The sequence below is a fragment of the Pseudoalteromonas sp. NBT06-2 genome (assembly GCF_002276045.1).
In the GTDB taxonomy this organism is placed as follows: Bacteria; Pseudomonadota; Gammaproteobacteria; order Enterobacterales; family Alteromonadaceae; genus Pseudoalteromonas.
The window spans coordinates 1-13,914 of sequence record NZ_NQMR01000116.1 but is presented as its reverse complement, the minus strand read 5'-3'; the positions used below and the strand labels follow the sequence as shown (position 1 = coordinate 13,914).

Genomic DNA, 13,914 nt, shown 5'->3' with positions numbered 1-13,914 from the left:
TAATGTATAAATAAAGCTGAATATACCCAAGCTACTTGATAATGCTTGTTTCAGAATTTATCAGGTGAGTTAGCACAAGGCACATCATGTTAGGAATGCTTATTGCCTTTCAAACTGATGTAACGTAGTGATTACTTACCTGATAAATTCCCTACGGGGGGGTTTAAATGGTCAACTACCGCGTTATTTATGTTGATAAGGGAATACCATTACTTGCAATAAATGTCTTGTATTTGACCATTTAAACTCCCGCTGAAATCATGCATTTCCAAGTAGCTTGGGTATAAGTGGCTTTATTCAGCTTTATTTTATTGTAATATCACTATTTAGCCAATTTAACACCATGCATGGTAGTTTTTGCAGCGTGTGGTACGTCTAATTTTTGGCAGCAACAAGCTATTAGATTAGGGCATGATGGTCGGTTAATTTGCCCTAAAATGGTTCGTTCTGTAAGGCAAAATCAAAAAACAAATAAAAATGATGCTTTGGCGGTAGTGCAAGGCGCACTATTACCCGATGTTAATTTTATAGCAGGAAAAACCATCGTGCAGTAACAGCTGCAAGCGATTATGCGTTTTAGAGAGTTAGCCATTTAAGCTACCGCACAGATTAAAATAATAAAACGCATAATTGAAGATAAAAATCAGCAGATAAAACCAGTGAATAACCAAGAGCCTTGAGCTCGCTTAATAGATTTGGTGACCTGTTCGCGAAAATATCAATGAGCCAGAGTTAGCTACTCACATAGCGCTCGAACATAAGTAAGCGTTTAATTCTTCAAAGATTGTTTTTTATTGTTGACAAAGGAGAAGTCCACATAGGTTGTTCCCTTATCAAAACCAATAACGCAGTATAAAGCGCTTTGCCCCCCTAAAAGGTGGTCGATAAACAACCACCAATATTTACTTACCGCAAACTATTTATTTTCGAAGTACATTGGCTCTCTTTTCTTCTTGCCAACTTCCTGCATCGTCGCAGCATCAAATAAACGACCATTGATCATCGTGTAGTCAACTTTATCCGTTACGCGGATATTTTCTAATGGATTGCCATCAATCACCATTAAGTCAGCTAATTTACCGACTTCTAACGATCCAATATTATTATCTAAACCTAAGTAACGCGCTGGATCGAGTGTTGCCGCACGTATCGTTTCAAGACCTGTCATGCCGCCTTGATCAAACATCCACATTTCCCAGTGAGCAGCTAAACCTTCTCGTTGTCCATGAGCACCTAAGTTTACGATTACACCTTCGTCTTGAAGCTCTGCAGCGACACGTGCATTACTAAAGTGATTATAATGATGTTCAGGTGCTTTTGGACGTCTCATAGAACGCGGTAGAAGCTGATTCTTTGGTACGAATTGAGATAATCGAGGGTGATCCCAAACATCTGTTTTATCATACCAATAATTTTCGCCCCAAATACCACCATAACCCACTACAAGTGTTGGTGTATAACCTACATCGCTTTGACCCCACATTTGTTTGATATCATTGTAAATATTGGCAACAGGAATTGAATGCTCTATTCCAGTATGTCCATCAGCAACCATAGACAGATTATGCTGCAATAATGAACCACCTTCAGGCACAACCATCATGTCAAGCTCACGACCTGCTTGAATTATTTGTTGGCGTTGTTCACGACGTGGTTGATTATAAGACTTAACACTAAAGGCTCCTACTTTTTGTAAGCGCTCTAAATGAAATTTAGCATCATCTAACGAATCCACATGTGATGTATAACCGGGTCCGTTCGCACCGTATAAAATAGTTCCAGTAGAGAAAATACGAGGGCCTACAATCACGCCTGCTTTTTGCATTTCGCTGGCAGCAAAAATTTCAGTAGTATCATTTGACGGATCGTGAATTGTTGTTACACCAAGAGACAGACCTGCAAAGTTTTTCCAGTTTTGCTGTGGCACAATTTCATTTGAAGCTTGAGAGCCATGTGCATGCGCATCTACGATGCCTGGCATAATTGTTTTACCAGATACATCAACTACTTTTGCACCTTTAGGGATAGCGACTTCAGCAGCAGTACCAACTGCTTTAATATGTTTACCATCAATAAGTAATACACCATTTTCTATCACTTTATCACCATTCATAGTAATAATACGTGCACCAGTTAAAGCAATCATGCCCTCTGGTGCGTGCATAGTTTGTTTAAAGCCAATGTTTTCACCACTTTTAACTTTAAAGTCATGTTCTGGTTTTTTAATATCAAAAATGCCTGCTAAATCACTGTGGTAAAGCTCAGGACCTAACGACCAGTACAATTTATCGCTATTGGCGTTCCAGCTAATATTTTCTCCAGCACGCTCTGATAATTGTTCTATTGGGAACTGTTTTGCCTTTGGGCTGATATTAATTGTTTTTCCATTTTCAACTAATGGTGTTACAAATACTTTGAAGCGCTCTGCAAACGCTAAATATTTGCCATCAGGTGATACTCTAAATTCAGTCGCTAGTTTTGACTCATAAAGTGTGCGTTGTTTTTTAGAATCAAGTTCAACCATTAATAAGCTTGGTTTTGGATAGCTATCTAATAGGTAAACTTTATTATCGTCTTTACCAAACTGTGGTTGAGAGCCTATTTTAGTAATGAACTCTGACTTTCCACCTTTTGCTGAAACAGTGTATATACCCGGTTTTAATGACCAATCAGGGTTTAATATAGAACCCCCACGCGCTTTACGGTATACCAAAGTTTTACTATTTGGGCTAAACACTGGCTCTACATATTTACCAGGTGTTTTTACAACCGTTTTACCTTTACCATTTCTAGCCGATACAACACGAATTGTGCCTTGGTCATTATCATCCCATGTTGTATACGCTATCTTTTTTCCATCACGAGAAAAGGTTGGAAAAAACTCAAAATGAGAAGTTTGCTTAGTTAAACGCTTTACCTTACCAGATTTTAAATCACGCTTATAAATATGGCCCATAGCTTCAAATAATGCTGTTTTACCATCTGGCGAAACTTGCACGTTACGTAGCATTTTTACATCAAATTCAGTGCTATCTAAATCTTGTGTAAAACGTAATGCTTTTTGTAGTTTTTTATTTGTTTCAACTTTAAAAGCAATTTCTGATACTGATTTATCAGATACATCTAGCTTGTGAATTTTACCTGCGGCCCAAAAAACAAGCTCATCACTATCTGGTGTCCAGGCTATATTAGTATATACACCATGTATCGCCCATGTCTCCTGCATATCACGTTCCAATTTATCGTAGAGTTTTGTATGTTTACCCGACTCTAAATCGTATAAATAAAGGCTCGTTTGAAAATCATCGCGTTTAATATAAGCAAGGGTTTTACCATCAGGTGACGGTGTAGGACGAATTGCACCACCCATACCTGAAATAATCGTTTCTATTTCACCTGTTTTGCGATCATAACGTTTAATTTTGTAAATGCCGGCAGTTGAATCTTTTGAGTAATGGAATGTTTTACCTGGTGTGCTGTCCTGTGAAAAATATACATATTTACCATCTGGAGAAAACGCTGGTTCACCCAAATCTTTTTGATCATTAGGACGTTTAGTTAATTGCATACCTTTACCACCCGCTTTGTGGTAAATCCATACTTCACCCGCACCTAATGAACGTGTATCAGTGAAGTGCTTACGTGCAACAATAAAATCACCATCAGGGCTCCATGCAGGACTGTTTAATAAGCGGAACGTTTCATTTGTTACCGCTTTTGCATTTTTGCCATCAAGATCCATCACCCAAATGTTATCACCACCACCCTGATCTGATGTAAACGCAATATGTTTACCGTCTGGACTAAATTTAGGCTGCATTTGCCATGCAATATCAGTTGTGAGTAATGTCGCTTTTTGATTTTCTTTGCCGTTTAGTGGCATAGAATAAATATCACCTAACAAATCAAATACGATAGTTTTACCATCAGGACTCACATCGACGTTCATCCAAGTACCTTGATCTACTGATATTTTTGCATCAAAGAATTCACCTTGAGGTGCATCAACATTCCAGCTTGGTTTCTCTGTTTTTTTCTCATCTTTACTTGCATATGCTTGGCTACTTAACGCCAAAGATATAGACAGCGCAACGGCTGTTTTAATGGTGTTTTTCATTTTTAAAACTCGTTGTTTATAAGTGTTTTATTTTTCTCATTTTGATTTGAACACCAATAACAAAGAATTTCTATCAATATCGTTGAATCCACTAAAATTAACGTTAAATTAGTCCATTAGCAGAGACAGGATTTTATGTATTTTGTATAGACAGTTTGAGCTTAAAAATTTAAGAAAGTAGGGATTTTACTTCTTGATAACGACTTCGACTCACTGGGACTTCATTACTATCTTGCATTAATAATTGATAACTTGCTCCAGAACCTATTTTAAGTTCTACCACTTTATTGATATCAACAATAAAAGAGCGATGAACACGAACGAATTGATTGGGTAATAACATAGCCAGCTTATCTATCGCTTTATCATGTAAAGCAATGTCAGCAGAATTTGTATGTAATTGCGTATAATGGCCATCCGCTTTAATAAAACTAATATCAGCTATCTTTATAAAAGATAAACCATGATGTTTTTTAACTGCCAATTGTTTTAGCTCATGACTGGCATGACTACTTTTATCGGTAAAGCGTATTAACGCAGCTTCTAATCGCTCTTTTTGAAAAGGTTTAGCTACAAAATCAAGTACGCCGTATTCAAATGCGGTGATTGCTTGCTCACTATATGCTGATACGATAATAGTATGAAAACTTTGCGCTGATATATCCTTTAATAAATCAAAACCATTTTCACCGTGCAAGTTTAAATCTAACATCAATAAATCAATGCTCTGCTGCGTTAAATACTCATTGGCATCTTCAATATCATCAAACCATTTAATGATTGGTTTGTCAGCTTCAAGTATTTCCCCTATTTGTCTTTTTAAACGCTGCGCAATAATAGGTTCATCTTCAACAATGACAATATGCATTATTCAACTCCATTTAAATTAGTGATTAGAGGAAATTGAATATCAGTTTGCCAAGTATCGTTTTTCGCTGTTGATTCAAAAGACCAGTTATTATCAAAACTTTCCATTAAACGGGTTTTTATATAATCCTCCCCGATACCTGAACCCTGATGATTTTTATTTCTAAAAGGCGTAGTAATTTTAAAATATACACCTTCTTTAATATTTATTTTAATATGGAAACAATCACCATTTTTAATGCGATTATGAGAAAAAGCATTTTCTATAATGGTATGAATTATGGCCGGGGGGATAAAAAAATACCCTTCTTTTATATCAAAAGTTAACTGTATTTGTTTTTGATATCTACATTTCATAATTTCAAAGTGTTTTTGGCAAAGTGACATTTCATCAGACCAAAGTACAAATTTTTGTTGCGACATATTGTTTAATAAGCGAAATTCATCAGCTAATGCGTCAATAAATTTAACAGCGAGTTTTGGCTCTGTTTCAACCCATTCAACAATTAAGGTCAAGCTATTCATCAAAAAGTGAGGCTGCAAATTTTTCCTTAACATTTGCGCCTCTAACCTTAAAGATTGCATTGCCTTTAATCGTTCTTGTCCAAACTGAATCATCAAACTATATAAATTTGCTAAAGCAATAAACGAAAATAAAGCAGCAAACCATTTATCAATAAATGAAAAAGGTAAAATAATTATTAATATAAAACCAGCAATTAATATGCTTAAATGAATTAATGAACTTGATTGGTTCTTTCTATAGGCCTGCACATTAATTAACAAGGATATAACTAAAGCCAAAACAAAAATTGATAAACTTTTCATATCATAACTAGGTGCAAATAATGCTAAAGTAATAAAACAAAACAAAGCGCTAGTTAGCCAAAATAGTTTTCTCTTAATTTGATAATAATATAAATAATACGTAATCAAAGCTAACCCAGTAAGTACAACATTAAAAATAATTATCCTAAGCCTTACAATATGAAAGTCCCAAGGGTAATTCCAAAAATACTTAATTAACTCTAGACAGATTAAAGTGCCAGAAAACAAACATAAACAACCAAAAACAATAAAAGCAGATTTTTTTTCATATAAAAAATAGACTAAAGCAAAAAATACAGCTAAAAAAAACATCGCTCCAGCGAGCATTAAAGGAATAATTTTTTTTTGGAAGTTAATACTATCTTTTGTTGTGTTAGCACTTAAAAAAAGGCCATAGAAAATAATATTCATATTTTCTAAATGATGGTATGTAGACAGTTCAATACTCAGTAAGTGAAACCCTTTAGACAGCTCACTTTGCGATAAAGGCACTGACATTTCTATTGGACCTACTCGCTCAACATTTAAATCTAACCCAGGCTCACCTTTATTTGCGATAAATTTGCCATCCCAAAAGAATTTGGCAGAACCTAAAAATACAGCTCTTAAAACTGTAAACCTAGGAACTCTATTTTGATTAATATTTACAGGTATTCGAATACAATAATACTGATATTCACTGATTTGAACCAAATTTAATTTCGGCCAATGACTATCATCAAAATTGACATCATGACAATGTGTTGAAAACTCATTTGAAACACGTGCGCCCTCACCTAACACTTGAAAGTATTTTGATTCTTGCCCTATGACTTTTGTACTAAATAGCCATAATACAAAAGTGATTAATAAGATATATGTTTTCATTTTTGTATTGTAACTGGTTTAAAATAAAGATAAATGCCATTGGTGAAACACGAGTGCCATTGGTGAAATTTAAATTAAAAATACACTTTTGGCGATTACACTGGACTCAACATTAACAAACAGAGTCTATCGTATGAAAACACTTTTGCACGCTTTATTACCTATTACTTTAATTGTATCAAGCCAGCTTAGTGCCAATTCCGAAAAATTATCGCCCTATGAATATATCGGTTATAAACAGCAAAAGGTAGATGCACAGATTGGCACATTTACTGTGCCAGAAAATAGAAACAACCCAAATTCACGACAACTCACTTTAACTTATGTAAAGTTCCCAACAACCAGTAAAACACCCGGTAAACCTATCGTATATTTATCCGGAGGCCCAGGAGGTTCTGCTACAGGCACAGCAAAGCGATCTCGTTTCGAATTATTTATGAAACTGCGAGCAGCTTCCGATGTCATTTTATTTGATCAGCGAGGTACAGGATTATCAAATGATTTAAAAAGCTGTCAATCAAGTGCAATTGATTTAAAAGTACCTTCTAATGAAAAAAAACTAATTGAAAAAACCCTATCTGATGTAAAAAAATGTGTTGTTCAATGGCAAAGTCAAAATATAGATTTAGACGGATATAATACTAAACAAAACGCTGCTGATTTAGTGGATTTAACGAAAGCACTCAATACAGATAAAATAAACCTTTGGGGGATCAGTTATGGCTCACATTTAGCCTTTGCCGCAGCCAAATATCATCCAGAAATAATAAATCAAATGGCACTCGCATCGATAGAAGGCTTAGATCACACCATAAAACAACCAGCTCGTGTGCAAGCGTTAATAGAAAAAATATCCTTAATGCTAAAAGCAAACCCTAAAACTAAAGATAAATATCCTCACTTTATAGCAGATTTAGCACATGTATTACAACACTTAGAAAAGTCACCGAAAATTGTTAATACTCAAGATTTTAGAACTAAAAAATCCTTAGTTGTAGGTATAGGTAAAGTTGATATGCAATTTGCTCTAAGCTTTATATTCTTAACGGATCCACAATATTTAATGCAATTACCACGTATTATTACAGATATGAAAAACAATCAGTTTGCAGAAATTGCTTCGTATATCGCTTACATGAGAGGCATGTCAGCTGAACATACACTTATGAGCTTAGCTATGGATGCCGCTTCAGGTATTTCAAAGCAACGCTGGTCACAAGTACAACAGCAAGCTAAAACAGCATTAGTTGGCAGAACAACAAATTTCCCATTCCCAGATATTAACGCCGTGATGCCAGTGACCGATTTAGGAGATGACTTTAGACAAGCATTACATTCTGATATTCCCACTTTATTTGTTTCAGGTACTTTAGATGGCAGAACCTTATATCAAAGCCAAGTTGAACTAGCAGCCAACTTTAGCAATGCAAATATGATCACAGTTGAAGGCGGTGGCCATAATATCTTTATGGCTCATCCAGATATATCAGAGCGTATATTAGAGTTTTTTAATGGTCAAAAAGTGCAATCGCATACAATTACATTAGACCCTATTAAATTTCAGTAAATACTCACTGCTTTAGTATAAAATAAACCTATTACTTATCATTGGCAGTGAAATAGATAATTTAAATGCTGCCATAACATTATTTCAAAAAAGGACAAAAATGCAATTCCTTATTCAACTATTTCTTCTTGTATTACTGTTAATAACACAATTTACTTACGCTGAAAAAACACAATATAAAAGTCAAATTGAACAGTTAATCACAACTGCTCATAAAGAGGATAATTTCAATGGTACAGTATTAGTTGCAAAACATGACGAGATTATATTTCACAAATCATATGGATTTGCTGACCAATATAAAAAAGTGCCACTCACCATAGAGCATAGATTAAGCCCTGGATCAATTGCCAAAGAATTTACAACCACAATAATGATGCAATTAAAAATAAAGGGAAAATTAAAATATGAAGACAAAATATCAAAGTATTTACCCTATTTACCTGCTTGGGCAAATAACGTATCAATCGAGAATATCCTTACTCACACAAGTGGTATGCCTAAAGTAAAGTGGCACTCTAATATCACAACAACGGATATTCAGAAGCAACTCACAGCGATAAAAACTCCTGAATTCAAACCTGATGAAGGGTATTTATACACTAATTTAAATGTTGTTTTACGTGCATTAATCATTGAGAAAATCATAAATGAACCATTTCATATATATGCTAAGAATGTGCTTTTCAAACATGCAGAAATGACTAATACTTTCAATAAAACGACTGTAAATTCTGATACTAAATTGATGGCTTTTGGTGATTATCCGACTGCAATATCGGGTCTAACAATTTATACCACGGCATTCGATTTATACGAATGGGAAAAAGCGCTTTGGGAAAACAAACTAATCGATAGAGAACATTTAATACGCATGATAACTAAACAAGGTTTAAGTGGAAATACCCACCGTGCATATTTCGATTTTGGGACATTTATTACTGATGATAAGCAGAGATTAATTCAATTAATGCATGATGGCAGTCACCCTAGCCATCACGCTATTAAATATAATAATTTCGACAATGAAGTAATTATCATACTTATGTCATCAGATGGTCGAAAAACAACTCTTTATGAGCTAAAAACAAGTATATCTAACATTTTAACGGAGCAAATATAATTTAGATAAATGAGCATTTATACCCACTGCCTAGGATCAAATTCATAATAATCTAGCATCAACTGATACAACTCTGGGTCTTGGTGCTGTAGCTGCGCAGGTTTTTCTATAAATGTTTCAGTTAATACTGCAAAAAATTCAGCTTCATTGGTAGCACCATATCTATGGATCACATTTGGTATACCATAAGCTAAGTGGGTTTTTAATTGATTAAATGCACGATTGAAGACCTGAGCCCATTGTTTATATAACTTTTGTGTTTTTAATTGAGGTGTTCCACTTGTAAAACCAGTCTGTTGATCTAACTGATGAGCGAATTCATGAAACACTAAGTTATGGCCATCTTCAGGTAATCTATTACCAGCTAAAACATCATGCCAAGAAAGCACTAAAGTACCACCAGGCCAAGACTCTCCTTGGCGAACAACGTTATGAAAACTAACAAGCCCAGCGCCATCCTTTTTATTTTCTTTTGCATAATAGGCACTAGGGTAAAGTAAAACCTGTTTTACATTTTTATATATTGGCCAAGGTTTATTCAATACTAATAAGCACGCATTCGCTGCAACAACTAAACGCATTCCTGGATTCACCTTAAGGTCACCTCTACCTAAAAAGCTAATATTGTCTAAAAACCATAAAATATGTTGTTCTAATTTAACTCGGTCTTGATTTGTCATATTTTTATATATGGGCATGACTTTTAATAGCAACTTTTTTTGACTCTTTGTTAAAGTTAACCCAATATATTTTTTTTGCCAAAAATGTATTTTTATTTTATTCCATTGCCAATAAGTTATGACAACAGCAATTAATACAAGTATTAAAAATATATTTATCATTGTTAAATCCTAGATAACACATACATAATTTATGGGTATTTAATATCCAGATTTCAAGCCAGCCTTACCACCGGACAAAAGTCCTTATACCCTTGTGGAAATTAAGCTAATGATAACGGCAAAAATACTAGCGAGCATGAAACAATTAAGGTAAAATGCGCGCCTTTAAAGACCATCCACCACATACAAATGTTGAGGAATTTCTGTGAGCGAACAAAAACAGTCTCTTAGCTACAAAGACGCGGGCGTTGATATCGATGCTGGTAACGTACTTGTTGAACGTATTAAAGGCGTTGTAAAAAAAACTAAACGCCCTGAAGTAATGGGCGGTATTGGTGGTTTTGGTGCTTTATGCCAAATTCCAACTGGATATAAAGAACCTGTATTAGTAGCTGGCACAGATGGTGTGGGTACTAAATTACGTTTAGCAATCGACTTAAAACAACACCAAGGTGTTGGTATTGATTTAGTTGCTATGTGTGTAAACGATCTAATTGTGCAAGGTGCTGAGCCTTTATTTTTCTTAGATTATTATGCTACGGGTAAATTAGACGTAGATACTGCTGTTGATGTTGTAACAGGTATCGGCGCAGGCTGTGAACTATCTGGTTGTTCTTTAACGGGTGGTGAAACAGCTGAAATGCCAGGTATGTACGAAGGTGAAGATTACGATATCGCAGGTTTCTGTGTTGGTATTGTTGAAAAAGCAAAAATCATCGACGGCACTAAAGTAAAGTCCGGTGACCAACTAATTGCATTAGGTTCAAGCGGCCCACATTCGAACGGTTACTCTTTAGTACGCAAAGTACTTGAAATTTCTGGCGCAGATACTTCAGCCGTACTTGAAAATGGTGAAGGTAAAACGTTAGGCGAACATTTACTTGAGCCGACACGTATTTACGTTAAACCTGTTCTAGAATTATTAAAATCTGTAGATGTTCATGCGCTTTCTCACATCACTGGTGGTGGTTTCTGGGAAAATATTCCCCGTGTATTACCTGAGTCAGCTAAAGCTGTTGTTAAAGGTGATAGCTGGGAATGGCCTGCAATCTTCAACTGGTTACAAGAGAACGGTAATATTACTACACACGAAATGTACCGTACATTTAACTGTGGTGTAGGCATGATTTTAGTTGTTCCAGCTAACGAATTAGAAAACAGTTTAAACATCTTAAAAGAGCAAGGTGAAAACGCTTGGCATATTGGTGAAATCCAAGATGCTGCCCAAGGCGAAGAGCAAGTAGATATCGTAGGTGGTATTAAGTAATGGAACGAATGCGCATTGCAGTATTAATTTCAGGTAGCGGTTCAAATTTACAAGCTATCATTAATGCGTGTGAAAAAAAGCAGATCAACGGCGACATTGTCGCTGTGATCAGCAATCGTCCAAATGTGTATGGCCTTGAAAGAGCAGAGAAAGCTTCAATTGAAACTGTGGTATTAGATCACAAGAAATTTGAGTCTCGCGAAACTTATGATTGTGCCTTAATGGAAAAAATTGACCATTTTACACCAGATCTAGTTGTATTAGCTGGTTTTATGCGTATTCTAACTCCTAGATTAGTGCAAAAATATAAAGGAAAAATGTTGAACATTCATCCTTCATTGTTGCCTAAATACCAAGGGCTGAATACCCACCAACGTGCAATAGATGCAAGTGATAAAGAGCATGGCGTTAGCGTTCACTTCGTAACAGAAGAATTAGACGGTGGTCCAGTTGTACTTCAAGCTAAGATAGATATCTTACCTGAAGATACAGCAGACAAATTAGCGCAGCGAATTCATCAAAAAGAACATATCATCTATCCGTTAGTGGTTCAGTGGTTCAGTGAACAACGACTAAAAATGGAAGAAGAATATGCAGTTTTTGATAATAAAAAACTTCCTGCACACGGCGAAAATTACGCTTAAAAACAGTTTTAAATTCAAAGGTGCTTTACTTAGTTTAAGTACCTTAATTATCACTCCTAGCTTTGCTAATACTAGTAAAGATAACCCAACAATAACTATCAAAGAATACACAGCAAAATATGATGTACTTCGCAAAGGTGAACGTTATGGTCATGCCACTCGTATTTTCAAAAAATTAAACAATAAAAACTGTCGAATCAGCTACGAAAGCAATATTGAATGGATGATTTTCTCTGATAAACGTACAGAGATATCAACTTTTCCTTGTTTTGATGTCCATGTCACTCCTATTAAATATCAGATGATCCGCTCAGGTACTGGACGAGACAAAAATTATAAAATCAGTTTTGATCGCGAGAAAAAACAAGTATTCAGCAATAAGAAAAAATTTCCTTTAAAGCTTATTTGGGATGATGCCCTACAAGATGGTATTTCATACCAAGTTCAACTTCGCCGTGATGTTCAACAAGGTAAAACTGAATTTGATTATCCTTTAGTGGATAAAAAAGGTCACGTTCGCCACTATAAATTCCAAGTTGTTGGTAAAGAGACTATTACCTTACCTATTGGTAATGTTGAAACGATAAAAATTAAACGTCTATATGATAACGATAAACGCCAAGTTAGCGTATGGTTTGCGCCATCTTTAGATTATATGATGGTAAGAACTTGGAAAGGTGAAAAAGGCGTAGAACAATTTGATATTCAGCTGAAGTCTCTAAACTAAGAAACCTGCTACGCAGATTTCTTAAAACCACTTCAAGGGAAGAAATTAAAGAAAATAGACTGCTAGGTTATTCAACCGGGAGTCTATTCTCTTGACTGAGTTATTTTTCTGAACATGTTCATTTAAAAATTATATTAAAGTTACCCAATATTTTATATAACCCATTCTTAAAATCGCCACATAGTGTCTCTCAATAAAGTTGCTTAGCAAATATATTTTTACACTAACTCACCTAATTTAAATAACTTAAAATCGCCCTCTTCTATTTTTTGCCAATCTTCATTTTCAGTCAGAGGTCTAGTGGCTATCACAGTCACAACATCATTTGGAGTTGTTTCTTTTTGAAAATCAATGATCACATCAGCATCTATTAAGGACGCTTTACCAAACGGTGCTCTACGCGTGATCCAATGCAAGTTATTAGTACAATAGGCTAATACATACTCACCATCTGTTAATAGCATATTAAATACACCTTTAAACTTCAGTTGTGGTGCCAATTCTGCCGCATATAAAAATACAGGTGCCATGTCTAATGGTTTTTCAGTAAACTTTTTACGTATTTCATCTAACAACCAACAATATGCAAGCTCACTATCTGTATCGCCTACAGGTTGATAAAACTCAGGTGTCAAATCATCATAATCCGATAACTGCCCATTATGTGCATAAGTGATTTCTTTACCCCAAAGTTCACGAGTAAATGGATGTGTATTTTCTAAACACACTTCTCCTCGATTTCCTTGACGAATATGACTTATAACAGAGCAGCTTTTAATTGGGTATTGCTTTACCAACTTTGCAATTTCAGACTCACAACTCGGTAATGGATCTTTAAAGGTACGACACCCTTTACCTTCATAAAAAGTAATGCCCCAGCCATCTTTATGCGGTCCAGTGTTACCGCCACGCTCTAATAAACCAGAAAAACTAAAACAAATATCTGTTGGTACATTTGCAGACATACCGAGAAGCTCACACATGAAATAATTAACCCTTAAATAACAGCTAGTTGAAAAAACATAACCTTTAAAGAACAACCAAGGGTCACACTTATGGTCTCAA

Annotated in this window: 10 protein-coding genes and 1 pseudogene; 6 read left to right on the top strand and 5 right to left on the bottom strand. The window is 35.2% G+C overall.

Translation table 11 applies throughout. From position 1 onward, the window contains the following. Positions 1-323: 323 nt before the first annotated feature. A pseudogene (locus CJF42_RS18920) lies at positions 324-551 on the top strand (IS110 family transposase); the annotation flags it as partial. A gap of 365 nt (positions 552-916) precedes the next feature. Here the strand turns inward: CJF42_RS18920 and CJF42_RS18915 are convergent. The 3 genes from CJF42_RS18915 to CJF42_RS18905 all read right to left on the bottom strand — a co-directional run bounded on the left by CJF42_RS18915 (position 917) and on the right by CJF42_RS18905 (position 6,679). Further along, entirely contained in the window at positions 917-4,117 is a 3,201-nt protein-coding gene (locus CJF42_RS18915) for an amidohydrolase family protein (RefSeq protein WP_095368177.1), read from the bottom strand. Between the two features lie 169 nt (positions 4,118-4,286). Continuing rightward, positions 4,287-4,985 (bottom strand): LytR/AlgR family response regulator transcription factor, encoded by a 699-nt coding sequence (locus tag CJF42_RS18910; protein ID WP_095368176.1) that lies wholly within the window; start codon positions 4,983-4,985, stop codon positions 4,287-4,289. Further along, the gene (locus CJF42_RS18905; protein ID WP_095368175.1) at positions 4,985-6,679 is read right to left on the bottom strand and encodes a sensor histidine kinase; all 1,695 of its coding nucleotides are present in this window, start codon (positions 6,677-6,679) and stop codon (positions 4,985-4,987) included. Before CJF42_RS18905 ends, CJF42_RS18910 begins: the two co-directional genes overlap by 1 nt. A gap of 133 nt (positions 6,680-6,812) precedes the next feature. Here CJF42_RS18905 and CJF42_RS18900 point away from each other — a divergent pair, with 133 nt between their 5' ends. Both CJF42_RS18900 and CJF42_RS18895 read left to right on the top strand, forming a co-directional pair. Next, a complete protein-coding gene (locus CJF42_RS18900) occupies positions 6,813-8,246 on the top strand; it encodes an alpha/beta hydrolase (RefSeq protein WP_095368174.1) in 1,434 nt (477 codons plus the stop codon). Between the two features lie 100 nt (positions 8,247-8,346). Next, positions 8,347-9,369, top strand: a complete 1,023-nt coding sequence (locus CJF42_RS18895) for a serine hydrolase domain-containing protein (RefSeq protein ID WP_095368173.1) — start codon at positions 8,347-8,349, stop codon at positions 9,367-9,369. A gap of 17 nt (positions 9,370-9,386) precedes the next feature. Here the strand turns inward: CJF42_RS18895 and CJF42_RS18890 are convergent, their stop codons facing one another. Beyond that, a complete protein-coding gene (locus CJF42_RS18890) occupies positions 9,387-10,211 on the bottom strand; it encodes a M90 family metallopeptidase (protein WP_095368172.1) in 825 nt (274 codons plus the stop codon). Between the two features lie 205 nt (positions 10,212-10,416). Between CJF42_RS18890 and purM the strand changes: the two genes are divergently transcribed. The 3 genes from purM to CJF42_RS18875 are packed head-to-tail and all read left to right on the top strand — an operon-like array spanning position 10,417 to position 12,849. Next, positions 10,417-11,478, top strand: a complete 1,062-nt coding sequence (gene purM / locus CJF42_RS18885; RefSeq protein ID WP_095368171.1) for a phosphoribosylformylglycinamidine cyclo-ligase — start codon at positions 10,417-10,419, stop codon at positions 11,476-11,478. Next, a complete protein-coding gene (gene purN / locus CJF42_RS18880; protein ID WP_095368170.1) occupies positions 11,478-12,122 on the top strand; it encodes a phosphoribosylglycinamide formyltransferase in 645 nt (214 codons plus the stop codon). The genes purM and purN overlap by 1 nt, the downstream gene beginning before the upstream one ends. Then, positions 12,070-12,849, top strand: coding sequence for a DUF3108 domain-containing protein (locus tag CJF42_RS18875; RefSeq protein ID WP_095368169.1), 780 nt, complete (start codon positions 12,070-12,072; stop codon positions 12,847-12,849). The genes purN and CJF42_RS18875 overlap by 53 nt, the downstream gene beginning before the upstream one ends. A gap of 218 nt (positions 12,850-13,067) precedes the next feature. Here CJF42_RS18875 and CJF42_RS18870 read toward each other — a convergent pair whose 3' ends face one another. After that, complete coding sequence (locus tag CJF42_RS18870) at positions 13,068-13,832, bottom strand: class II glutamine amidotransferase (RefSeq protein WP_095368168.1); 765 nt, start codon at positions 13,830-13,832, stop codon at positions 13,068-13,070. Positions 13,833-13,914: the final 82 nt, after the last annotated feature.

Excerpts from the sequence above, each read along its gene's own strand:
- CJF42_RS18870 (WP_095368168.1), bottom strand. The coding sequence starts at position 13,832 with ATGTGTGAGCTTCTCGGTATGTCTGCAAATGTACCAACAGATATTTGT.
- CJF42_RS18890 (WP_095368172.1), bottom strand. The coding sequence starts at position 10,211 with ATGATAAATATATTTTTAATACTTGTATTAATTGCTGTTGTCATAACT.
- CJF42_RS18905 (WP_095368175.1), bottom strand. The coding sequence starts at position 6,679 with ATGAAAACATATATCTTATTAATCACTTTTGTATTATGGCTATTTAGT.
- CJF42_RS18875 (WP_095368169.1), top strand. The coding sequence starts at position 12,070 with ATGCAGTTTTTGATAATAAAAAACTTCCTGCACACGGCGAAAATTACG.
- CJF42_RS18900 (WP_095368174.1), top strand. The coding sequence starts at position 6,813 with ATGAAAACACTTTTGCACGCTTTATTACCTATTACTTTAATTGTATCA.
- CJF42_RS18895 (WP_095368173.1), top strand. The coding sequence starts at position 8,347 with ATGCAATTCCTTATTCAACTATTTCTTCTTGTATTACTGTTAATAACA.
- CJF42_RS18915 (WP_095368177.1), bottom strand. The coding sequence starts at position 4,117 with ATGAAAAACACCATTAAAACAGCCGTTGCGCTGTCTATATCTTTGGCG.
- purN (WP_095368170.1), top strand. The coding sequence starts at position 11,478 with ATGGAACGAATGCGCATTGCAGTATTAATTTCAGGTAGCGGTTCAAAT.
- CJF42_RS18910 (WP_095368176.1), bottom strand. The coding sequence starts at position 4,985 with ATGCATATTGTCATTGTTGAAGATGAACCTATTATTGCGCAGCGTTTA.